Consider the following 22,366-nt stretch of genomic DNA (forward strand, 5'->3'; position numbering starts at 1 on the left):
GCGGCTGTTCCCCCCAGCGGGAATAGTCTTCCCCGAGTGCGCCGTCCGGCCTGGATACGATCCGGATTATGCCCGCCGAGGACTCTGGGGATGTGATTCTCCGCCATCGAACCGCGGTATTGGACGCACTGCTGTCCGATCCGTCGTTCAGCGAAACCGGTGCGGGGATCGATACGCCGGAACTCAGTGGGCCGTTGACCGGTGAACCGACCGAGGCCCTGGATGATCTGGCGCATGCGATCGGCGGCTTGCCACCCGAGGCGGCCGGCCGCCGATCCGCCGACGGCCCCAAGGCCAGCGAACGGATCATCGCGCTGCTGAACGGCCAGACATCGGATTCCGCACCGGCACTGGACTTTTCGTCGGATTTCTCCGAGGCCGCCAGCCGGACGGCACCGGCGGAGTCCGCTTCAGCTGGCGCCGAGACCCGGGGATCGTCGGCAAAGCAGCCGGAGTTCTCCGAGCGGGTCACCAAGGTCGTCACGCACCTGAAGAATCCGAAGGTAGCCCTGGCCGTCTGCGCCGTCATGGCAGTACTGCTGGTGCTCGCGCTGATGACGACCGGCGGCAAAGACGAGACGAAACGACCGCAGCAGCTCGCGGTCGTCACCCCGACCGCGGCGCCGTCGTCGAAGCCCGAGCAGTCCGCGGTCCCGACCAGTGGGGGACCGCTGCAGGTGAAAGCCGCTCAGTCGCACTGCCCGTCGGGTAGTACGCCGGGTATGGACGCCTTCAGCGGACAGCAGGGCAAGGCTTGGTCGTGCGTGCGTGCCTTCAAGGTCGACGGTCAGGTGCTGACCATCGATCTCGGCAAGAGTTATCAAGTCGATTCGATCGGCATCGTCCCCGGCTGGGACAGCGTCGGTACCGACGGTTCGGACCAGTGGGCGAAATACCGTACGGTCAGCCGGGTTTCGTACCAGTTCGACGATTCGAACAAGACCACCTATACCCAGCAGACGTTGGATCAGCGAACCTTGGTGGTCACGAAGATGGAGCCGCCGGTGAGTGCCTCGAAAATAACTCTCACGGTCCTGCAATCGAAGGGCGAACAGACGATCAATACCGTTGCCATCTCGTCGATCGTGATAACGGGACATTGACCTTCGTCGAACGGGTCTGCCAGTACTGCTCGCACCCGAACGCGGGCACGGAATCCCGGTGCGCACATTGCGGCGCGCCGTTGCATCGCCTCGCGGCCGCAACCGGGGCGGCTGCGAGGGCGGGGGAGACCGTCGTCGGCGACACCGAAAAGGCGGTCGCGGGTGCGGAGAACGTGGTCGCGGGTGCGGAAAACGTGGTCGCGGGTGCCGAATCCGTCGCGACCGGTGTGGAAAAGTTCGCCCAGCGGTATCCGCAGCACTGGCAATGGCGCGCCGCTATCGGCGGAATTGTGGCGACGGTACTCGGCTTCGTCTTCGCGATCGTGCACTCGTGTTCGGGGCCGCTGGTTCCGTCGCTGCCCGATCTCGGTGCCTCCGTCGGTGCCTCTGCGGCTCTGCCGGAAGCGGTACGTGCGGCCGCGTCCTGTCAGCAAATCGATACTTCGGCAGAGCAATGCGTCATACGGTCCGATAATCCGCTACTCGCGGGCGGTATCACCGGCGGTCGGGAACTGTCCCTGTCGGTGACGCGGGATTCGCCGGATCGCTTGCCCGCCAACATCTCCCGCTGGCGGGCCGCGGGTGGCACGGTGATCGCCGATGGACCGGTCTTCGTGGCGATCGGACCGTCGGCAACGGTGTGGTACGCCAATATCGCGGCCGGGGTGCGCATCGAAACAGGCTCGTTCACCGGCCGCGCTGGCGCGCAGACCTTCTTATCGCGATCGGGCCTCGCAAGGTGAGCCGCCGGGCCCGAGTTGATCTATGCCCTTGACCAGTACCGATTCGTCGGGGCACGTTTGTTACACATCTAACGTACCGCTATACAACGGCACATTAAACAGGTAACGTATGGGAACCGTACACAGCGGTCTCAAAATCTCGGGAAGGCACGGGTCGATGGCGGCACCCACCCAACAGACGATTTCTTTCAAGCGGTTCCGTGATGATCCGACCGATCTCGAGGCGGCCTACTTCCGGTGGATCCAGCCGGGCGCCACCGCGCCGACGATCACCGATCGGGCCGAACAGATTTTCCGCCACCACCTGGAGCTGGCGGCTACCCGCCTGCCGGGGGCGGCGATCACCCGGGTGTACCGGCCCGAGGACGCCAGTGGGCTCGGCCCGGCGATCCAGATCGTCAACGACGATATGCCACTGCTGGTCGATACGGTGACCACCGCGCTGCGTCGGCTCGGCGCCACGGTGACCGAGGTAGTCCACCCGGTCTTCGATATCGTCCGCGACCGCCGCGGCCGCCTGCGCGCGATCGCCCCACGCGAGCGCGAGGGCGGCCAAGTGCCCGACAGTCAGACCCTGCCCGAGTCCTGGATCCACGTCCAGCTGAGCCCTTCGGTCGGTGCCGCGGAGTTGGACCGGATCAATCGCGAACTGCCGACACTGCTGCGAGTGCTGCGCAAGGTCGTCGACGATACGCCGAGCATGGCGAATGCGATGGTCGCGTTGGCCAGTCGGCTCGACCACATCGCGAACCGGTCCGATGACCCCGAGATTCCCGAATGCGCGAAGTTGTTGCGCTGGTTGTCCGATGGTCATTTCACCGTGCTCGGCTACGGCTACTACCGGTACAACTCGTCGGCCACGGCGGTCGAGCCGCAGCAGGCCCCGGGCACCGGCCTCGGCGTGCTGTGGAACGGATCGAATATCGATATCGACGTCCCGGTACTCGGCGGCGCGCGGCCGGTGCTGCGCCTGGCCAACGGTTCGGTCGATTCGCTGATGCCGGGTTCTGGTGAGCTCTACTTCGTCAGCGTGGCCGACTACGGCAGTGGCGGCGTGGGAGCCAAGGGGCTGGGTCCGGTCCAGGGTGAGCACGTATTCGTCGGTTCCTTCACGGTGACCGGCCTGCACGAGAACATCCTCGACATTCCGGTGATCTCCCGCCGCGTGCACCAGGTCATCGAATGGGCCGGCTTCGAACTGAATTCGTTCTCCGGGCAAGCGATGCTCGAGATCCTGCAGTCCTTCCCTCGGGCCGAGCTGTTCTCCACCGATGCCCGACGGATGTTCGAAACCGTCTCCGCCGTCACGAATTTGGGACTGCGTCGCCAGGTACGACTGTTCATCCGGCGCGACGGCCGCAGCGGCGCCGTGTACTGCCTGGTCTATCTGCCACGCGATCGCTATTCGACCGAGGTCCGGCTGCGCATGGAGGCCATCCTGCGGGTGCAGTTCGACGGCGAGCAGGTGGATTACTCGGCGCGTGCGAGCGAATCCGAGCTGGCCGTAGTCTATTTCACCGTGCACCGCCGTCCCGAGGCGGATCCGGCCGATGTCTCCGAATCCAATCGCGAGCGCATCCAGGAGTTGCTGTTCGCCACTACCCGGACCTGGGCCGACCGCGTGGTCGCGGAGGCCACCGGGGTGAGCGCGGTGACATCGAAGGCCGCCACGGCCTATGCGGCCGCATTCCCCGCAAGTTATCAGCAGGAGTTCGAGCCGGCCCGTGCGCTGGCCGATCTGCAGCGTCTGGAGAACCTCGCCGACGGGGCCGTCGATACGAATCTGTACCGAAACGTCGAATCACCCTCGGGGGAATGGCGATTCACGCTCTATGTCGCGGGGGAGGGGGTATCGCTGAGTCGGGTGCTGCCGGTGTTGCACAGCCTCGGCGTGGAAGTGGTCGACGAGCGGCCCTATCGCGTCGCGTTCGAGGACGGGCAGCAGAAGTGGATCTACGACTTCGGGCTGCGCGTGCCCGCCACGCTGCTGCGCACCGCGATCGATGCCGATCTGGAATCCGATCTGACCCAGCCCGCCGACGAGCCCGTCGCCGAAGGCAGTGTGCGCAGACGCTTTCCGGAGGCCGTCGCGGCCATGTGGTTCGGTCGCGCGGAGGTCGACGGCCTGAACGAACTGGTGCTGCGTGCCGGTCTGCACTGGCGGCAGATCTCGATACTGCGCGCCTACGCGAAGTATCTGCAGCAGGCCGGATTCGCCTACACGCTCGGCAACATCTCCCGGGTCCTGTTGGCGCAACCGGCGATGGCGCGGCTGTTCACCGAACTGTTCGATGCCTACTTCGACCCCGATGGCCTCGGCGCCGTTGCCTCGGCTCGGGCCGCCGGTATCGCCGAGCGGCTGCAGTCGGAGATCGACGCGGTCGTCAGCCTCGACACCGACCGCATCCTGCGCGCCGTGCTCGGACTGATCACCGCGACCCTGCGCACCAACTACTTCCGGCGCGACGCCGACGGAAACGCACCGGAATCCCTGTCGTTCAAGTTCGATCCGCACGCCATTGCCGAATTGCCGCGGCCTCGACCACAATTCGAGATCTTCGTGTATTCGCCGCGGGTCGAGGGTGTGCATCTGCGCTTCGGTCCGGTGGCGCGCGGCGGGTTGCGCTGGTCGGACCGTTTGGAGGATTTCCGCACCGAGGTCCTGGGTCTGGTGAAGGCGCAGGCGGTAAAGAACGCGGTGATCGTGCCGGTCGGTGCCAAGGGCGGGTTCGTGGTCAAGCAGCCGCCGACGGCGACCGGTGATCCAGCGGTGGATCGGCAAGCGCAGCTGACCGAGGGCATCGCCTGCTACCGCACCTTCATCTCCGGTCTGCTGGACTTGACCGATAATGTCGACCACGCCTCCGGCGAGGTGCTGCCGCCGGAACGGGTGGTGCGCCGTGACGGTGACGACACCTACCTCGTCGTCGCCGCCGACAAGGGCACCGCCACCTTCTCCGATATCGCCAATGATGTTGCGCGCCAATATGGTTTCTGGCTGGGCGACGCCTTCGCCTCGGGTGGCTCGGTGGGCTACGACCACAAGGCGATGGGCATTACCGCCAAGGGGGCGTGGGAGAGTGTCAAACGGCATTTCGCCGAGATGGATATCGACACGCAGACAACAGACTTCACCGTGGCCGGTGTCGGCGATATGAGCGGCGACGTCTTCGGTAACGGCATGCTGCTGTCCGAGCACATCCGCCTGGTGGCCGCGTTCGACCACCGGCACATCTTCCTGGACCCGAATCCCGATGCGGCGACCTCGTTCCGGGAGCGGCAGCGGATGTTCGCACTGCCGCGCTCGTCCTGGGCCGACTATGACAAGTCGCTGATCAGCGCGGGCGGCGGCGTCTACGATCGGTCCGCCAAGGCGGTTCCGGTCAGCCCCCAGGTGCGCGAGGCACTGGACCTGGATCCGAGTGTGACCACCCTGTCGCCGCCGGAGATGATCCGGGCGATCCTGCTCGCACCGGTCGACCTGTTCTGGAACGGCGGTATCGGCACCTACATCAAGGCATCCACCGAGACAAATGCCGATGCCGGTGACAAATCCAATGATTCCGTGCGTGTCGACGCGAACCAGTTGCGCGCCAAGGTGATCGGCGAGGGCGGCAACCTGGGCGCGACCGCGCTCGGCCGTGTCGAATACTGCGCCAACGGCGGCCGGATGAACACCGACGCCCTGGACAATTCGGCTGGTGTCGACTGCTCGGACCACGAAGTCAATATCAAGGTGCTGCTGGACGCGGTCATCTCTTCCGGTGAACTCGACGCCGCCGACCGCACCGAACTGCTCGCCGCGATGACCGACGAAGTGTCCGAACTCGTTCTGCGCGACAATATTTCGCAGAACTTCCGGATGGGGCTCTCGCGCGCTCAATCGGTGCCGATGTCGGGCGTGCATCGCCGTTTGATCGCCGACCTCGAGTTCCGGCGCGGTGTCGATCGGCGGCTCGAGGCACTGCCCTCGGATAGCGAGCTGAAAAGGCGGGCCGCCGGCGGAAGCGGACTAACCTCGCCCGAACTGGCGAATCTGCTTGCGCACGTGAAGCTTTCGCTCAAGGATGACCTGCTGGCCGGGGATCTGCCGGATAGCGCGGCTTTCGCCGCTACGCTGCTGGCGTACTTCCCCGCGCCGCTGCGGGCACGGTTCGCCGACGCGATCGGCAGGCATCCGCTGCGCCGTCAGATCGTGGCCACCATGGTGGTCAACGACATGGTGGACCACGGCGGTATCACCTATGCGTTCCGACTGGCGGAGGAGGCGGGTGCGAGCACTGACGACGCTGTGCGCGCCTTCACCGTCGCCGTGGAGATCTTCGATCTGCACACGCTCTGGCAACGTATTCGGACCACGCCGATGCCGACGGCGGCGCGCGACGAACTCGAGCGCGAGACCAGGCGCACCCTCGACCGGGTCTCCCGCTGGTTGCTGACCAGCCGCCCGCAACCGATTGCCATCGGCGCCGATATCGCCCGCTACCGCGACGGAGTCCGCAAGCTCGCAGCCCACATGCTACCCGCCCGGCTGCCCGCGGCGCACGCCGAGGATCTGGCGACGAATGCGCGCGCGGCCGTCGAGCGGGGTGCGCCGGCGGAATTGGCTGAGGAGGTGTACCGGCTCATCCACCTGTTCCCGCTGTTGGACATCCTCGACGTGGCCGATATCGCCGAGCGCGATGCGCTGGAGGTCGCCGAGCTCTACTACGCACTCGACGATCACTTCCAGATCGAGCGTCTGCTGACCGCCGTGAGCAACCTGGCTCGCGACGACCGGTGGCGCACCCTGGCCCGGCTCGCGGTCCGCGACGATCTCTACGATTCGCTGCGCTCGCTCACCCTGGACGTGCTCACCGCGTCCGAACCGAACGAGAGCACCGCCGACAAGATCGCCGAATGGGAGTCGGTCAACCGCCCCCGCTTGGCCCGCGCCGGTGCGTCACTCGGCGAGATCTTCGCCGCCGGGACCCACGACCTGGCTACCCTCTCGGTGGCCGCGCGGCAGGTGCGCAGCATGGTCAGCAGCGGTGAATCCGCTGCGGCGGCACCAGTTTCGAGCTAACCGGCCGCATGCCCCCGCGGTCTCGGCCGACGGTCCGCCGAGACCGCGGGGGTGCGCAAAGGGTTCGGCGAAAGTTTCCCCGTCATCCCCGCGAACATCGGGACCCATACCTCCGCAGTGGGTCCCGGTGTTCGCCGGGATGACGGGGATTTTCCTTCGGAGCTGCACCACCGGAACACGGTAGCGATCGCTGCGGTAAAAACACAGGTGTCCTGGTCGAGGTCGCGCTGGCTGTGGATGCAGGCGGCGTCCGTCGCGAGGTCGGGCCGCACCAAACTTTGTGGAGTCTGGTGCTGTGGAATCCATGGTTCATGCTCGGTGGTGTGTTGTTCATTGGGGCGGGGCAGGGTATTGCGAAGCGTTGTTCACGGCCGACTGGCCGTGCCGAGGCTCAGGACGGGTCAAGACCACTTGCTGCGAGTTGACCGGACCCAGCGATAGCGGCGGCAGTGGCGCGGGAGGACGTGGCAGGAACCCGACCTGTTGCCGGTCACAAATCTGAACTCACGCATAGCTTCTGGTCTTGCTACCGGTGCGTCGTGCGGTGAGTCGATGTGCGAGCGCGTCGAAGGTATGCGTGAGCTTCGGAAGGTGTGCGCGCGTCAGGGACTGACGGCGGGGCGGCTGGTATGAGAGCGGTCAGCTTGTGGCGGTGCCGCAGTTGCCGCAGAACTTCGCTGCGGCAGCCAGGTCCGCGCCGCATTCGGTGCAGTGGCGCGGGCGGGCCGCCATTGGGTCACCACAGTTCATACAGAATCGCGCATTTGGGGGATTGTCGGTTCCGCAGCTGGCACATACCGGCTGCGTGCCGGCAGGAATCGGTTGTGCGACAGCTGGAACCGCCTGTCGCTGCCATGGATTGCTCGGCGATTGCTGCTGGATGGCGTTCAAACCCAGTGCGGCGCCGAGGAATCCGTCGCCACCGCCGTGGCCGTGGGCGAACCCCTGACCCGCGCCGAGTGCCAATTCGCCTGCCGCGTAACGCTGGAAGTCACCAGCAAGGCGAATGTAGGTGACATCCTTGGCAAGTCGCTTGATGCGGTCGGCGTCTTCCGGCGCCAAGGTGATATCGAAGTTGCCGAGCCGTGGGATGCGCAGGCCGTATTCGTAGAGTGTCAGGTTGGTCTGGCGCACCACGGCGGCCTCGATCGGCTCCAACTGTCCGGACAGGCCGAGCACGGGCCAGTCACCTCGGGAAATGCCCTGTGTGACAGCGACTTTCATGGACTTCAGGAGCAGGTCCGAGCTCCAGGACTCCACCGTCGCCGGGGTGCTCAGGTCGGTGGTGCCCGCCAGTGAGGTGACCAGTTCGGCCGGATCCCGCACCGACAGCGCGAATTCCCCGAAGACCCGCAGTGTCACGACCTGTTCGCTGACCGGATCGGCGATATCGGCGAGGCGACCGCCGAACTTGATGCCCGGAAACTCGCGGGTGGAGACGAAATACAGTTCGGCGCGGTAGAAGTTGTTGCCGGTCAGCGTATCCACGAGCGCGCCGAGTACCGGCAGCTCATCGGCATCGATCCGATGCCGACCCGGGCCCATCGTGGCCAGGACCTGCCCGGACTTGACGAACAGGGCGATCTCGTCGGCATTGACGATGGCACGGCTGTAGCGCCGGATGTTGACATCCGGCCACTTGTAGACAAGTTGATTCTTGCGGCCCTCAGGGACCGCGATGAACTCCCGTTCGAACCATGCCATGCGCGCGCTCCATCAGCCGTAAACGTATCCAGCGTACCGATATTCAGCGGCACGATCAACTAACGCCGAGGTCACGGCGGGTGACAGGCCTCCACTTCGTTTCCGTGAAGTTACAACTCTTGACTCTCTATTGAACGTGCCGTTGAATAGCGATACATTAAGCAGCGATATGATCGCCGTCACGTGAAAGGCCTCACCATGACAACCGTTCAACACTCCGCGGAAGTGCCGGCGCCCGCGGACGCTCTGCATGCTGAGGATGCGGGCTATCACAAGGCGTTGCGCCCGCGCCAGCTGCAGATGATCGCGATCGGTGGCGCGATCGGGACCGGACTGTTCCTTGGTGCGGGTGGTCGGCTGCACACGGCCGGTCCCGGACTGTTCATCGTGTACGCGGTCTGCGGCATCTTCGTTTTCTTCATCCTGCGGGCGCTGGGCGAGCTGGTGCTGCATCGTCCGTCCTCCGGATCGTTCGTCTCCTACGCGCGTGAGTTCTACGGCGAGAAGCTGGCTTTCGCGGTCGGGTGGATGTACTTCTTCCACTGGTGCATGACCGGCATCGTAGACATCACCGCGATCGCCACCTATGTCCATTTCTGGGGAGCCACCGAGGCGATACCACAGTGGTTGATCGCGCTGGTGGCATTGGCCATCGTGGTCAGCATCAACCTGATCTCGGTGAAATGGTTCGGTGAGCTGGAGTTCTGGGCCGCACTGATCAAGGTCATCGCGCTGGTCGCATTCCTGATCATCGGTACCATATTCCTGGCGGGTCGATTCAAGGTCGACGGTGAGACCACCGGTTTCACCGTGATCCACGACAACGGCGGCCTGTTCCCGACCGGGCTGCTGCCGCTGGTCACCGTCACCACCGGTGTCGTATTCGCCTACGCCGCAGTGGAATTGATCGGCACGGCCGCCGGTGAGGCGGAGAACCCGGAAAAGATCATGCCGCGGGCCATCAATTCGGTCATCGCCCGCATCGCACTGTTCTACGTCGGCTCGTTGGTGCTGCTCGGCCTGCTGCTGCCCTATGTCGCCTTCAAGTCCGGCGAGAGCCCGTTCGTCACCTTCTTCTCCAAGCTCGGTGTCGGCGGTGCGGGCTCGATCATGAACCTGGTGGTGCTGACCGCGGCCTTCTCCAGCCTCAACGCGGGCCTGTACTCGACCGGCCGCATCCTGCGGTCGATGTCGATGAACGGTAGTGCGCCCAAGATCGCCTCGCGGATGTCCAACGGCGGTGTGCCCTACGTCGGTATTCTCGCCACCGGCGCGATCGCGCTGGTCGGTGTCGGACTCAATGCGATGGTGCCGGACAAGGCCTTCGAGATCGTGTTGAACATGTCGGCGCTGGGCACCATCGCGGCGTGGGGCGCGATCGTGGTCTGCCAGCTGCAGCTGTTCCGTTGGTCGAAGAAGGGGCTGGCCAAGCGTCCGTCGTTCCAGCTGATCGGCGCGCCCTATACCAGCTACGCCACGCTGGTGTTCCTGGTCGCGGTGATCGTGCTGATGGCATGCAGTCACGAAATCGAGCAGCGCGGTGCGGTGATCGCCATGGCGGTGGTCGTGGTTCCGGCATTCGTCGGCGGCTGGTTCCTGGCCCGCAAGCGGGTGCTGCAGGTGGCTCAGGAACGCGAGGGCATCACCGGTCAGTTCCCGGTGCTGGCCGAGCGGCCGCCGCGCAAGCATGACGACCCGGTCGTCGTTCTCGACAAGCCCGACGAGGAATAAACCCGAAGCTCCGCCCCGGACAACATGTCCGGGGCGGAGCTATTCCCATAGCGGGGAACAAGGCAGGCGCGCGGCGGCGAACGGCGGAAGAGAATGGGACCGCGATTCAACAGGCTCGAAAGGTTCCCATGCCGGAGCAAGCCAGGCCCTCCGATAATCCGCTGCCGCACCCATGGGCGAATCGGCGGATGCGCGGCACCGAGGTGCCACGGCGAACTCCGCTTCCCTGGGCGACCAGAGGCATGTCGAAAGTCGATACGTCCCAACGTCTTCCGCATCCGTGGTCGCGCCCACGCACTATCGAGGGCACGCCGTCGCAACGGTTCCCGCTCCCCGGTCCTGGGCCGCGGGGCTCGCCGGTCGAGGCGACCATGACCCAGCCGATCGCGGATACCTCCGAGCCGGTCTCCGGTCCGATCGTCGGACTCGACGAGCTCGACGAGGCCGACGAGCCCGGTTCCGGGCGAAGTGGTCGCTCGCGCCCGAGTGTGCGCCGACTCGGCGCCGGTCTGGTTCCGATGCCACAGGTGGCGCCGGTCGATCCACGCAGCGCCATTCTCGCCAATCCCGAAGTGCCCGAACTCAAACGGTTCTGTTGGAAGTGTCAGGAACCGGTGGGTCGGCGCAGCGAATCCGGGCCGGGCCCGGTAGTCGGTGAATGCGGGCGCTGCGGATCCCCGTTCAATTTCCGACCCGCCCTGCAGCCGGGCGAACTGGTGGCCGACCAGTACGAGGTCCAGGGGTCCCTGGCACACGGTGGCCTCGGCTGGATCTATCTGGCCGTCGACCGCAACGTGAGCGACCGCTGGGTCGTGCTCAAGGGATTGCAGAATCCGCTCGACTTCGAGGCGCATGTGGTCGCGCTCGCCGAACGACAATTTCTTTCCGAAGTTGCCCACCCTGGCGTTGTGAAGATTTACAACTTCGTCAAGCATCGGTCCGGCCGTGACGTTCCGGACGGCTATATCGTCATGGAATATGTCGGCGGGCAATCGCTGAAGAAGCTGCTCGACTCGCGCGGCAAGGAGCGTATTCCGGTCGTCGAGGCCATCGCTTACATAATGGAAATTCTGCCCGCGCTGGACTATCTGCATTCCTTCGGCTTGGCCTATAACGATCTGAAGCCCGACAACATCATGGTGAGCGAGCACGAGGTCAAACTCATCGATCTGGGTGCGGTCGCGGCCATGGACTCTTACGGCAGTATCTATGGCACGCCCGGCTTCCAGGCACCCGAGATCACCGAAACCGGACCAACGGTGGTGTCGGATATCTACACCGTCGGCCGAACCCTGGCCGCCCTTGCGCTGAACCTGCCGAGGGACCGGGACGGCCACTTTCTCGGCGGGATACCCGAGCCCGATGAGGATCCGCTACTGGCGCGCTATCAGTGCTTGTATCGAATTCTGCTGCGAGCCACCGATCCGGAGCCGGAGCGCCGGTTCCCGTCCGCGTATTCGATGTACTGCCAACTCGCCGGTGCGCTACGGATGGTGCTTGCCATCGACACCGGACTGGAACATCCACAGCCATCGGTCGAATTCAGTGCGATGCGCGACGATTTCGGCACCGACACGCTCATCGGCCAGACCGACGGGATCACCGACGGGGTGACCCGCATGCCCATGCTGACGGTCGGTGATGTGGTGGCCGCACTGCCGACACCTTTGATCGACAGCGAGGATCCGAGCGCCGAATTGCTGTCCAGTCTGTTGCACGGCGAGCCGAGGCATGCGCTGGATGCCCTGCGCCGCGCCCATGAGCGCATCCGCTCCGGCACGATCGTCGCCCCGGAATCCTTCGAGTTGGAGGGGCCGCTCACCGCGGTGCGCGCATACCTCGACCTGGGGGAGACGGCAACGGCCCGCCAACAGCTCGCCGATCTGCGACCGAGCTACAGCGCGGACTGGCGCATAGAGTGGTACGAGGGTGTCGCCGCATTGCTCGACGGCCACTATGACCGGGCCTGGCAGCATTTCGAGATCGTGCACGCGATGCTGCCCGGTGAAATCGGCCCGGAGCTGGCACTGGCCGCCACGGCCGAGCTGGTGCTGCAGCATCTCGATATTCCGGTCGATACCGAGCGCTGGCACCGGGCCGCGATGGAGCACTACCGGGCAGTATGGCGGACCAACCACGGGGTGGTGAGTGCGGCCTTCGGTCTGGCTCGGCGGCTCGCGGCCGACGGAGAACTGCTCGAGGCCGTCGCGGTGCTCGATCAGGTGCCGGCCGCGTCACGCCATCACGGCGTCGCGCACACCACCGGCTGCCTGCTACTGGTGTCGCGGCCGATTGCCGAAATCACCGAGGCGGATATCTGTGCCGCGGCGGGACGGCTCGAGACACTGCCCGATGACGCTCGTACATTGCAACTTCAGGTCATCGTGGTCGGCGCCGCGATGGAGTGGCTGCGCGTGGGTGGTCGACCGCGGAAATCGAGTCAGACCATCCTGGGTTTTGCGCTCACCCCGGCGGGGTTGCGGCTCGGACTCGAGACGAGTCTGCGCGCGCTGGCCCGAACCGCGCCGGATCGCTGGCATCGCTACCGGCTGGTGGATCTGGCCAACTACGTCCGACCGCGCACCAGGTGGTAGGGCGGCCGTCACTCAGCGCAGTCGCTCGACCACCCATACGACGACGATGCCGGTGCCTGCCAGCAACCACAGCCAACTCCCCGTCGCGACGGCGAGTACGACGGCGATGATCGCGATCACCGCGGCGACTGTCGAGAGCTGTCGCAGTCGATTGTCGGGCTGTACCAAGGGTGCGGCCGGTGTGGTACCCGGCAGGTCGACGAACAATTCCGCCAATTGTCCTTTGGTGGTCGCCGCCGCGGCAATGGCACTGCGTTCGTCGAACTCGGTCAGGCTCAGCCGCCCTGTCCCGAGGTGGTGCGACAGTTGCTCCAGCGCCCGTTCCCGTTCCGTCACGGTAATTCGAGAAGCCTGCGCCTCGGTCATATCGGAAGGATAAGCCCCCGCTGCCTCCGATTCGGAGGGTCGAATTGCCAACGGCGGGAATAGGTGGGGGTGTCATTGGGGGTTGACAGCGCCTCACTGACCATAGGTGTCCGACATCACTGACGTATGCTTACCTCTGGGTAATGTTTCTGTGTGGTTTCCTAGACATATGGCAGGGGACGTGGAATACACGATCGACGAGCTGGCGCGCGAGGCCGGTACGACCGTGCGCAGCCTGCGCGTTTACGCCGAGCGCGGCATCCTGCCCCCACCACAGGTGAAGGGCCGCACCGGTTTCTACGGACCGGATCACCTCAATCGGGTACAGACGATCAGCCGTCTGCTGGACCGGGGGATCAAGCTCAACGGAATCAGGGAACTGCTGGAGGCATGGGATCGCGGTGACGATCTGGGCGACATCCTCGGCGTCGCGGAGCCCGGTGCGACGCAGACCACCGCGCCGTCAACGGATGACACGATCGCGGCGACCGAACTCGAGCAGCGCTATCGGGATGTGCCCAACGGCTTGGCGCGCGTGGTCTCCGCCGGTCTATACGAACCGGTCGACGCCGCCACCTACCGCATTGCCGATCCGCAGCTGATTCGCACCTTCGACCAACTGGAGGGGGCGGGCATTCCGGTAGATGACCTGCTCGGTGAATTGGAGCGGCTGCGGGCGGACTGCGACCGGATCGCCCGCCGATTCGTCGACCTGTTCCATCGGACCGCCTGGGAGCCCTATCAGCGGTCCGAACGTACGTCCGCGGATAAGGCGGCCCTCGCCGCGCGGGCGGCCGAGACCCGGGTGCGGCCAGGGGAGGCGACCGCCGAACTCGTGAATCGCTTTATCGCGCGGTATCTCGAGCAGGACAGCGAAATCGCTGAGGCGCTGCCGGACGCCTGAGGCGTTCTCGTTCATGCGTCCGTTGGCGGGTGTGCCTTTGCCCGATCGGCGAGGTTGATCAATCTGGCCTGGCCAGGACCTTCCCCTTTCATCGTTCCCACGTGTGGTGATACTTAGACCAACGTGCCGTTAAATAGCGTTACATTAGGCAGCGGGAACAGCACCTCCCGTCGGCCCGTATCGACGTCGGCCGGTGGGCGAGACAATGATGAAGGAGACGTCGATGATCAACGTCAGCGAACTGCGCGGCACACCCAGACCTACGGAATGTCCCGACCAGGCACGTAATGCCAAGGGGCGCAATAAGATCCGAGCACTGTCGTTGCTTGCGGCGATCGCGGCGGGAATCGGCGGATTCGGTATCGGTACCGAGACACCCGCGGCCAACGCCGATATCGGCGTGCGCTGCCTGTGGGCCGGTGAAGCCGTGCCGCAGGGCGTGGCGATCGCCGCGGGCGGCTGGATGTACCGGTGCCAGTCCGATTTCTTCGGCTTCGCGCGCTGGAACCGTGAGGGGTATGCCTCCGGTCGCAGCAGCGTGTACAACCCCGGCACCAACGGCAACCCCGCGGGCAAGTTCAGTCCGGGCGCGCGGCAGCCGGGCACCGATTACATGGACTACTGCGTCGGCAGTCAGCTGATCGAGGGGCGCGAAGATATCTACGAGGCCGTTGCGGACGGTCGCGGTGGGCTGTATTGGCGTGCGGCCGGGCCGATTTCGGACTGGACCTTCGATATGGCCGCGAACCGGCCGGGACCGTCGTGGCGGTCGTCGAGCCTGTGCGTCGACGGCAATTTGACCTGAGTCATCGACCGCGAAACTTCATACCGCCGATGCCCTTTCGGACGGTCGTGCAATTCCGTGCACGCCAACCGGGAGGGCATCGAGCTGTGTCGAGGAGTCAATTGCGTACTCGCGGGGTGCAATTGACTCTTTGGCACGGTTTGCGCTGGCAGGGGTAGGCGGTGCGGATGTCGAGGTGATCAGTCGGGTACGTCGCACATACGAATACGACCGCCGCTCCATCCGGAGCGCCGGTCGCATTCGTAATATTAAGAGCCGCAAGGGGAGTGGGTCAGCGGCTGTTACCCTCGCCGGGTACCCAGACCCACCGTCCGCCGTCCTTGCTTTCGTAGCCGCCCCGGCTCGAGTTGTCGCCGGAGGCGGCGTGATCCTGATCGGCGACACGACGGCTGCCCGAGTTGCTGTTGCTGTACCCGCCGCCGCGGGCACCCCCGCCATTGCTGTTGCTGTGGTTCCCAGGGGCCGCGACGGTCGACTGAATCGCCATCGCGGCGGGCGTGATCACCAGTGCACCGGCAACCGCACCGGCTATGACGACCTTCTTCGACTTGAGGTTCATGGTTACCGATATCTCCTTCGTCCCGCCGAGCCCGGACTTGGTCGGTAAGTGAAGTGTGCCGGGAATGCAGGTTGTCTGAGATCTATTGTGCCGCTATTCAGCGGCACAATCAATAGTGACCCGTTAGGAAATTCAAATCTTTCCAGATTCGAGGGCTCAGGCGGGGTTCGGTGCATGCTGATTCGAACGCCAGTGCGGCAAGTGGATTCGGCCACGCACGCACAGTAGTGGGTGCTGTACCAAGCTCCTTCTCGAGAGCGGGGACAACCTGCTTCAGGCGGGCAGGTGGACGACGCGCTGCTCCCACACGCCGTCGAGAACATCGGCCTGCCAGCGCTTGTTCAAGCCGGACGGCTCGGTGTTCAGCGTCGGCCACGCTCAGGAGTCACGCATACTCTCGTGACCCGCGCGGCGAGCGCCGAATGCGCGAGGAACTGCGAGCGCGGGCCGGGCCAGCGCAGCACCGGTTCGCACTGTCGGTTGTCATCGGCCGACATATGGATCACATGCTGTGACCCGACCTCGTCGAGCGGGTCGATCCGACAGTTCTTGTGCCAGCCGAACGGCATGAGATGTACCTGCTCACCATGTTCCTCCAGCCGCTCGGTGACCTCGGTCAGTACGTCGAGCGCCTCGGCGAGTTCGGCGAGCACATCGAATCCCGCTGGCGTGCTGTGTCTTTCGCCGGGACGCGGCAGGCACGCGAAGCCCTCGACGACGATCGGTCCGGCATCGGATTCGGTGACGATGCGCCGGAGCAGTTGCACGACGGTGCCGACGAGTGTGCGATCGCCGCGATCCACCCCGATCGTGATCAGCAGGCAGTCGTGGAAGCATCGGCGTGCTCCGATCACCGACGGTTCGATATCAATAGCGCACGGGCTCGCCGTCGTCACCGTGTATTCGACGGTGCGGCAACGATTACTGACGATGCGCATCGGCTACCTTCCGTCCGTTCATCCGGCCGCCTCGACGGCACCGGCGGCATCGAGGTCGACTACGGCGGTCGCCGTGCGCTCGATGATTCCGAGGCAGACCTCATCGGGCTGGTACTTCGGCTGAATGGCGCTGTGGCCGATGGTCGAGAGCCAGATGAAGTAGGGGTACAGAGCTTGCTGGCGGTAGGCCAGCCAGGCAGTGTCGAAGTCCGGTGCTGGCGCGCCGCAGGCCGCCAGGCGTTCTAGGTACACGGTTAATAGCTCGCGTTCCCAGGCTCGCCGGTCGGCCACGTCCAGACCGGAGGCGACAACATACGCGAAGTCGTAGGCCCAACTGCCGCGCAGCACGACCTGCCAGTCGGTGAAACCCATCCGGCCCGCGGAGGTGACGTAGGTATTGCCGATATGGCTGTCGCCGTGCAGGAAGGTCTGCGGTCCGGTACTGGCGATCTCGAGCGAGCGTTCCAGCGTGCGGTACAGCCGATCATGTTGGGCGGGAAGTACTTCCGGAATCACCGAAGCCGCGCGTCGAGCCCCGACCCGCGCCCGCTTGGACATGCCGATCAACCGGTCGAGATTGGCGAAATGCGAACGCGGCGCCTTGAGCCAGCTGTGCAGTCGGAGCCCTTCGTCGTCCCAGTACCGGGCGTGCCAGGTTGCCATGGTGCGCAACAGATCTTCGATCTGTGCGCGTCCGATGGGCGTGGCAGGGGTGCAGAAGCTTGCGCCCTTAGTGCTGACGATGTCTTCGAGCAGCGAGATCGAACGCCCCGACCGGCTGTCGACGGCGCTGTGATAGCCGCGCGGTGCCTCGATTTCCAGATTGGGGCGTACATGTTTGAAGAAGCCGGGTTCACCGTGCAGGATACCGGCCAGGTCGAGGGTGAGCCGCTGTTTGAAGTCCGCGGTGGTCTTCCCGAACAGATTTTCCGGCAGGCCCGCGACCTGGCCGATCTCGTTGTAGCCGACGGTGAGTTTCCACCGTGTCGAGGTACCGCTGCTGTTGCCCCCGATATCGAACGCTTCCACCTTCGCACCCGGATGGTCGTAGCACAGCACGGCGCTCAGCCAATCGGTGGTCAATTCTCGACCGGTCACCGGCACATCGCCCGCACGCAGGGCCTGTGGGCGGGTGACCGCTTCCCGCGCGAGATGACCACCGATGCGGGTGATTCCACGCACAACCGCGAGGGCGGGGTGCCGGGCGGGTGCCTCGGACTGCAACGGATCTCCTCTGCTCGGCGACCGATCGGATGCGCTGCCGATTCGCTGGTAGCGAGCCGCCGCTCTCGGACCCTATGGCAAACCGGGTAGCCGGAACATCCGTCATAGCGGGTAGGAATATCCGCATCGCGCGGCGAAATATCGCGCTGAGCGGGGGCGTGCATTCTGCACAACGTCGTGCTGGGGCATAGGATCTCCTGAGTGCAGGGTCCCCTTACCTCCGTATTCGTCGGTCGAGACGCCGAGGTCGAGCGTGTGGTCGCGCACGGTCTGCGAGCGACTGCGGGCAAGGGGGTGGTGGCGCTGGTCGAGGGCGAGCCCGGTATCGGCAAAACCGCGCTGCTCGATGCGGCTGTTGCCCGATACAGGACCAACGGTCTGACCGTGCGCCGGGGAGCCGCGAAGGAGTTGCAGCGGCAGGTGCCGTTCGCGGCCGTGTGCTCCTGGCTGGATAGCGATCGTGGCTCCGATCCAGTGCGTGCGCTGCTGCGCAGTGGCGATCGAGCGGGCGACGGTGCGGCCACGCACGAGTTCGCGATCACCGAGGCAATCCTCGATCTGGTCGACACTTGGTGTGCCGCTGGTCCGGTCGCCTTGATCATTGATGACGTGCACTGGGCGGACCGGCAGAGTCTCGCGGTGCTGAACCGGCTCTGCGGTGTCATCGCCGATTTGCCACTCCTGCTGGTCCTGGCGGCGCGTCCGCTGCCGCGCGACACCGGATTCGTCGCGTTGACGGCCGAACTCGCCGAACGTGGTGCGCCGACGATCCGGCTCGGCGCACTGCCCGAACCGGCCGCTACGGAACTGGTTCGGCATATGGTCGGTGCGACGCCGGGGCCGGGCCTGATGCGACAGGTCGTCGGTGCGGGCGGAAATCCGCTCTACATCACCGAATTGGTGGCCTCGCTCTTGCGTGACGAGGCGATTACGGTGGTCGCCGATACCGCCGACCCGACCGACCCGGCCGATAGTCCCTCCGCATCGCTGGCGGGAGCGATCGCGCAGCGGCTGGAATTCCTGTCACGGTCGGCTCGGCAAGTACTTCCGATGGCCGCCGCACTCGGGCCGACCGTGTACGTCGCGGAACTTGCCGCAGTACTGGACAGTCCGATCCTGGAAATCTGGAATGTCGTCACCGAGGCGACCGACGGTGGTCTGCTCACCCGCGCCGACTCCGAACTGATCTTCCGGCACGACCTGATTCGTCAGGTGCTCGCCGATCAGCTCCCCGATTCACTGCGCGCTGGATTGCTGCGCCGGGCCGGTCAGATCCTCTTGGCCACCGACGCACCCATCGAGCGGATCGCGTACTACCTGTCGGCGGGGGAGAACGAGCTCGATTCGCAGACGCTCGACTGGTTGGTTGCGGTGGCCGACAAGCTGATCGTGCGCGCACCCGAGATCGCGGTGCAACTCCTGCAGCGCGCGGCGGGCACCGCGCACCTCGGCATGCGTCCGGTACTGCTGCGGCTGCACGCCCAAGCGCTGCTGTGGAACGGTCGCGCGGCCGAGGCCGAAGCCTTGGTGCGCACGGCTCTGCTGAACCGGCCGGAGGATGATATTGAACTGCGTTGGTTGCTGATGCAGGCCTGCCATGCGCGCGGCGATCTGCGCGAAGTCGTCGCGGTTGCCGAAAAGGCCCTTGCCACACCGAATCTCACGGCCGAGGATGCGGGCAGGTTCCACGGGATGAGCGGCTTGAACAATTTCTTCCTCGGTCGGTTCGACGCGGCGGAGGCGGCCGGCGCGCAGGCGCTGGCGATCGGGGACGTGACCGAAAATCCGCTCGTGACCGGATACGGACTGTTGACCGTGGGTGCGGTGCGCTATACCCACAGCTATCTCGACGAGGCCCTGGAGCTGAGCAGCCGCATCCTGGCCGTCTTCGAGAATGGATTCGGTTCCGACCAGTTCGATCCCTATGTGCTCTACGCGCACTGCTTGATCGAGCTCGATCGGCTCGCCGACGCGGAAGCGGTGCTGCACAAGGCGATCGGGCACAGTCGGCGGATCCACGGTGTCTATCTGGGTGCGAGTGTGGTCGCCAAGGCCCGGCTCTATGTATTGGACGGCCGCTGGGACGATGCGCTGGTCGAATGTACTTCCGGCCAGTCGATACCCGACGCCTTCGGCTACACCCCGATCCTGCACAGTCTGTCCGCGCTGATCGGCATCCACCGCGGCACCTTCCTGCCGGATCCGGACGGCATCCCCGCACCGAACGACCAACTGGGCAGCAGTGGTTACGGCCAGTTCTATCCGTGGGTCAAGGCCCTGATGCTCGAGACCCGAGGTGACCCGCGTGGCGCGCTGGATCTACTCGTCGATGCGCATCAGCGCCTCGCGGGCGGATTGACCTCGCCCACGCTGTATTACATCTTCCCGGAGATAGCCCGTCTCGCCGCCGATGTCGGCGACGAGAAGGCGGCTGGCGCGGTGGTCGTGGCCTCCGCCGAGCTGGCTCGACGCCAACCGACCGCGGCCAGAACCGGCACCGCTCTGCTGTGCCGCGGTGTTGCCGAGCGCGATCCCACCGTCCTGCGCGCCGCTGCCGCCGAGTTCCGACGGGCGGGACGACCGTTCTACGAGGCGCAGGCATACGAGAACGCGGCACTATTGTTCGCCGCAGATGGGTCCGGCTCCGACGCCCGTAGCGCCCTGGATGCTGCCATAGAGCTCTATACCGGCCTCGGTGCATCTTGGGATACCGCCCGAGCGGTAGCGCGCATGCGCCCGTACGGAATTCGCCGCGGCGTCCGCGGACCTCGCAACCGCCCCAAGTCTGGACGGGACGCCTTGACCGAGACCGAACGCAAGGTAGCCGCCTTGGTGGCCGAAGGCTTTTCGAACTCCGATATCGCGGCGCAGATGTTCCTGTCGCGCAGGACAATTCAATCCCACGTCTCAAACATTCTGGCGAAACTCGGCATCGGATCCCGCCGCGACATCGCCGCCGCACTCTCTGGGAAATAACGCTGACTTCGAAGTCCCGCATGGTTTGTGGCAAGCCGATGCACTCGGGCGGAGATCTGCCTCGCCCGCCTGCTCGGCACACAATCACCCTAGTCATCCTGCCCGACACCTTCGACCCGGACCGTTTCGCTCCCGCCGCCGTCGCGGCTCGGGACCGGAATTCATACCTGCCCTTCGGCGCGGGCGGTCGCTTCTGTATTGGCAACGCGTTCGCGATGATGGAGATGCAATTGGCGCTGTCCACCATCGTCCGGCGGTTCGAGGTGACCATCGAGAACCCGGACTTCACCCCGATGTCCGGCCTTACCCTCAACCCCAAGTTCCCGATCATCGCCAAGGTAGCCGAACGGCGATCGAGCGTCGGCTAGACCCGTTCGATAGTCGCGATCCACGCGGGTGCGCCACTGTCGTGGTATCTCGTGTGGAGTCGATCCGGTTCGATCGCGCTGACCTTCCATTGATTGCCCGCATCGAACGCCGAAGTCAGCTCCTCCCGACTTACCGGGTGCGGGCCGATGTCGGGACCAATGTCGCTGAAGCACAACACATACAGGGTGCCGTGGTGCTCGGTCACCGACGACAGACTCGCCACGTATTCCGGGCGTTCGTCCGCGTCGAAGGTGTGGAACAGTCCACAGTCCAGCACCGTGTCGAATCTGCGTCCCAAACGCTCCAACCGCAATGCGTCAGCCACGGCGAACTCGACCGCGATCCCACGCTCCGCGGCCTTCGCCCGCGCGAGCGCCAATGCCGTCTCGGCCACGTCGACGCCGAGCACCGGCAATCCCAGCGCGGCAACGTGCAGCGCATTCTCGCCGGACCCGCACCCCGCATCGAGCACGGCCCCGCTGAATCCGCCTGCCGCCGCCAATCGCACGATCGCCGGCTGCGGCCCGACATCCCAAGGCGCAGGCCCGTCCTGGTACGACGCATCCCACGGCAGCCCCGTCGTCCGCTCGTGACTCGTCGGCCGCCGACCACCGAACGAATCCCCAGCCCGTTCCGCCACCGCCATCACCTCCAACACCATCCTGGCATTCACAAGGCCGCCGCACGCGGCATTCCGTCCATCACAGCTGGTCAGACGATCACCGTGCGTTGCCCTGGTTTCTCGCCATTCGTCGGGGAGAACCGGGTCAGCGCTTCGATGACGACCTCGCCGAGGTCCGTCGCCACATCGGCTCCTGGCACGACCCGATTCCCGCGCTGCTCGACGCGACACCGCTGGATTAGATACTGCGCCACGACATTTCCGACCTCGACCCGCTCGCAGCGGCCGCATCGTCTTACTCGGCGACGCCGCCCACTCCATGGCACCGTTCCGCGCCCAAGGCGGATGCCAGGCGTTCGAGGAGGCCGCCGTGCTCGCGGCTGAACTCACCGGCACTGTCGAATCCGCACGGCTCTCGCGCAATACAATCGGCGACGCCGCCCGCGGGTGCAGCGCATGGCCCGACATGATCCGAGGATCAGCCTGCCTGTCCACCGGTCCGCTCGGCTACGGACTGTTGACCCGGTTCACCCGGATCGTCGGTGGCGGCGTGGCCGCACGCGAGGCCGTCCGCCTCTGGAACTGGACGCTGCCAACCTCCCGGCACCGAGAAGAAAAATTCGGCAGGCGCTAGTGTGCGCTCTGATCGATGGTGTGCGAGGT

The 22,366-nt window shown here is 65.4% G+C and carries 16 protein-coding genes; 10 read left to right on the forward strand and 6 right to left on the reverse strand.

The window, feature by feature from the left end:
* Positions 1-68: 68 nt before the first annotated feature.
* From ACIBJI_RS39490 to ACIBJI_RS39500, 3 genes are all read left to right on the forward strand, one after another.
* Complete coding sequence (locus ACIBJI_RS39490) at positions 69-1,103, forward strand: discoidin domain-containing protein (protein ID WP_364357192.1); 1,035 nt, start codon at positions 69-71, stop codon at positions 1,101-1,103.
* Positions 1,100-1,846 (forward strand): hypothetical protein, encoded by a 747-nt coding sequence (locus ACIBJI_RS39495; RefSeq protein WP_364357189.1) that lies wholly within the window; start codon positions 1,100-1,102, stop codon positions 1,844-1,846. Before ACIBJI_RS39490 ends, ACIBJI_RS39495 begins: the two co-directional genes overlap by 4 nt.
* A gap of 157 nt (positions 1,847-2,003) precedes the next feature.
* Positions 2,004-6,911: an NAD-glutamate dehydrogenase gene (locus ACIBJI_RS39500; protein ID WP_397088147.1), complete on the forward strand. Its 4,908-nt coding sequence runs from the start codon at positions 2,004-2,006 to the stop codon at positions 6,909-6,911.
* Positions 6,912-7,550: 639 nt separating this feature from the next.
* Here ACIBJI_RS39500 and ACIBJI_RS39505 read toward each other — a convergent pair.
* The gene (locus ACIBJI_RS39505) at positions 7,551-8,615 is read right to left on the reverse strand and encodes an SPFH domain-containing protein (RefSeq protein ID WP_364357178.1); all 1,065 of its coding nucleotides are present in this window, start codon (positions 8,613-8,615) and stop codon (positions 7,551-7,553) included.
* Between the two features lie 198 nt (positions 8,616-8,813).
* Between ACIBJI_RS39505 and ACIBJI_RS39510 the strand changes: the two genes are divergently transcribed.
* On the forward strand, positions 8,814-10,346 hold the full coding sequence (locus ACIBJI_RS39510) for an amino acid permease (protein WP_364357175.1): 1,533 nt from the start codon (positions 8,814-8,816) through the stop codon (positions 10,344-10,346).
* A gap of 371 nt (positions 10,347-10,717) precedes the next feature.
* Positions 10,718-12,940 (forward strand): tetratricopeptide repeat protein, encoded by a 2,223-nt coding sequence (locus ACIBJI_RS39515; protein WP_364357172.1) that lies wholly within the window; start codon positions 10,718-10,720, stop codon positions 12,938-12,940.
* A gap of 12 nt (positions 12,941-12,952) precedes the next feature.
* Here ACIBJI_RS39515 and ACIBJI_RS39520 read toward each other — a convergent pair whose 3' ends face one another.
* Positions 12,953-13,306, reverse strand: a complete 354-nt coding sequence (locus tag ACIBJI_RS39520) for a DUF1707 domain-containing protein (protein ID WP_364357169.1) — start codon at positions 13,304-13,306, stop codon at positions 12,953-12,955.
* A gap of 169 nt (positions 13,307-13,475) precedes the next feature.
* Between ACIBJI_RS39520 and ACIBJI_RS39525 the strand changes: the two genes are divergently transcribed.
* Positions 13,476-14,210, forward strand: coding sequence for a MerR family transcriptional regulator (locus ACIBJI_RS39525; protein WP_364357166.1), 735 nt, complete (start codon positions 13,476-13,478; stop codon positions 14,208-14,210).
* 223 nt (positions 14,211-14,433) lie between these two features.
* The gene (locus ACIBJI_RS39530) at positions 14,434-15,015 is read left to right on the forward strand and encodes a hypothetical protein (protein ID WP_364357163.1); all 582 of its coding nucleotides are present in this window, start codon (positions 14,434-14,436) and stop codon (positions 15,013-15,015) included.
* A gap of 271 nt (positions 15,016-15,286) precedes the next feature.
* On the opposite strand, the gene ACIBJI_RS39535 is transcribed toward ACIBJI_RS39530, so the two are convergent.
* The 3 genes from ACIBJI_RS39535 to ACIBJI_RS39545 form a co-directional block, all read right to left on the reverse strand.
* Positions 15,287-15,574, reverse strand: coding sequence for a hypothetical protein (locus tag ACIBJI_RS39535; RefSeq protein WP_364357160.1), 288 nt, complete (start codon positions 15,572-15,574; stop codon positions 15,287-15,289).
* Between the two features lie 362 nt (positions 15,575-15,936).
* Positions 15,937-16,512: a hypothetical protein gene (locus ACIBJI_RS39540; protein WP_364357157.1), complete on the reverse strand. Its 576-nt coding sequence runs from the start codon at positions 16,510-16,512 to the stop codon at positions 15,937-15,939.
* Between the two features lie 18 nt (positions 16,513-16,530).
* Positions 16,531-17,736, reverse strand: coding sequence for a phosphotransferase (locus ACIBJI_RS39545; RefSeq protein WP_396958031.1), 1,206 nt, complete (start codon positions 17,734-17,736; stop codon positions 16,531-16,533).
* A 201-nt stretch (positions 17,737-17,937) separates the two neighbouring features.
* On the opposite strand from ACIBJI_RS39545, the gene ACIBJI_RS39550 reads away from it, so the two are divergent.
* A complete protein-coding gene (locus ACIBJI_RS39550) occupies positions 17,938-20,712 on the forward strand; it encodes an AAA family ATPase (RefSeq protein ID WP_397088149.1) in 2,775 nt (924 codons plus the stop codon).
* A gap of 38 nt (positions 20,713-20,750) precedes the next feature.
* Positions 20,751-21,080 (forward strand): cytochrome P450, encoded by a 330-nt coding sequence (locus tag ACIBJI_RS39555; RefSeq protein ID WP_397088151.1) that lies wholly within the window; start codon positions 20,751-20,753, stop codon positions 21,078-21,080.
* On the opposite strand, the gene ACIBJI_RS39560 is transcribed toward ACIBJI_RS39555, so the two are convergent.
* The gene (locus ACIBJI_RS39560; RefSeq protein ID WP_397088153.1) at positions 21,077-21,721 is read right to left on the reverse strand and encodes a class I SAM-dependent methyltransferase; all 645 of its coding nucleotides are present in this window, start codon (positions 21,719-21,721) and stop codon (positions 21,077-21,079) included. The two genes, ACIBJI_RS39555 and ACIBJI_RS39560, sit on opposite strands and share 4 nt — an antisense overlap.
* Before the next feature lie 175 nt (positions 21,722-21,896).
* On the opposite strand from ACIBJI_RS39560, the gene ACIBJI_RS39565 reads away from it, so the two are divergent.
* Positions 21,897-22,337, forward strand: coding sequence for an FAD-dependent monooxygenase (locus tag ACIBJI_RS39565; protein ID WP_397088159.1), 441 nt, complete (start codon positions 21,897-21,899; stop codon positions 22,335-22,337).
* Positions 22,338-22,366 lie beyond the last annotated feature (29 nt).

The organism is Nocardia sp. NPDC050408 (genome assembly GCF_044458905.1).
In the GTDB taxonomy this organism is placed as follows: domain Bacteria; phylum Actinomycetota; class Actinomycetes; order Mycobacteriales; family Mycobacteriaceae; genus Nocardia.

Excerpts from the sequence above, each read along its gene's own strand:
- ACIBJI_RS39505 (WP_364357178.1), bottom strand. The coding sequence starts at position 8,615 with ATGGCATGGTTCGAACGGGAGTTCATCGCGGTCCCTGAGGGCCGCAAG.
- ACIBJI_RS39510 (WP_364357175.1), top strand. The coding sequence starts at position 8,814 with ATGACAACCGTTCAACACTCCGCGGAAGTGCCGGCGCCCGCGGACGCT.
- ACIBJI_RS39520 (WP_364357169.1), bottom strand. The coding sequence starts at position 13,306 with ATGACCGAGGCGCAGGCTTCTCGAATTACCGTGACGGAACGGGAACGG.
- ACIBJI_RS39515 (WP_364357172.1), top strand. The coding sequence starts at position 10,718 with ATGACCCAGCCGATCGCGGATACCTCCGAGCCGGTCTCCGGTCCGATC.
- ACIBJI_RS39490 (WP_364357192.1), top strand. The coding sequence starts at position 69 with ATGCCCGCCGAGGACTCTGGGGATGTGATTCTCCGCCATCGAACCGCG.
- ACIBJI_RS39540 (WP_364357157.1), bottom strand. The coding sequence starts at position 16,512 with ATGCGCATCGTCAGTAATCGTTGCCGCACCGTCGAATACACGGTGACG.
- ACIBJI_RS39500 (WP_397088147.1), top strand. The coding sequence starts at position 2,004 with ATGGCGGCACCCACCCAACAGACGATTTCTTTCAAGCGGTTCCGTGAT.
- ACIBJI_RS39535 (WP_364357160.1), bottom strand. The coding sequence starts at position 15,574 with ATGAACCTCAAGTCGAAGAAGGTCGTCATAGCCGGTGCGGTTGCCGGT.
- ACIBJI_RS39525 (WP_364357166.1), top strand. The coding sequence starts at position 13,476 with ATGGCAGGGGACGTGGAATACACGATCGACGAGCTGGCGCGCGAGGCC.
- ACIBJI_RS39555 (WP_397088151.1), top strand. The coding sequence starts at position 20,751 with ATGCACTCGGGCGGAGATCTGCCTCGCCCGCCTGCTCGGCACACAATC.
- ACIBJI_RS39530 (WP_364357163.1), top strand. The coding sequence starts at position 14,434 with ATGATCAACGTCAGCGAACTGCGCGGCACACCCAGACCTACGGAATGT.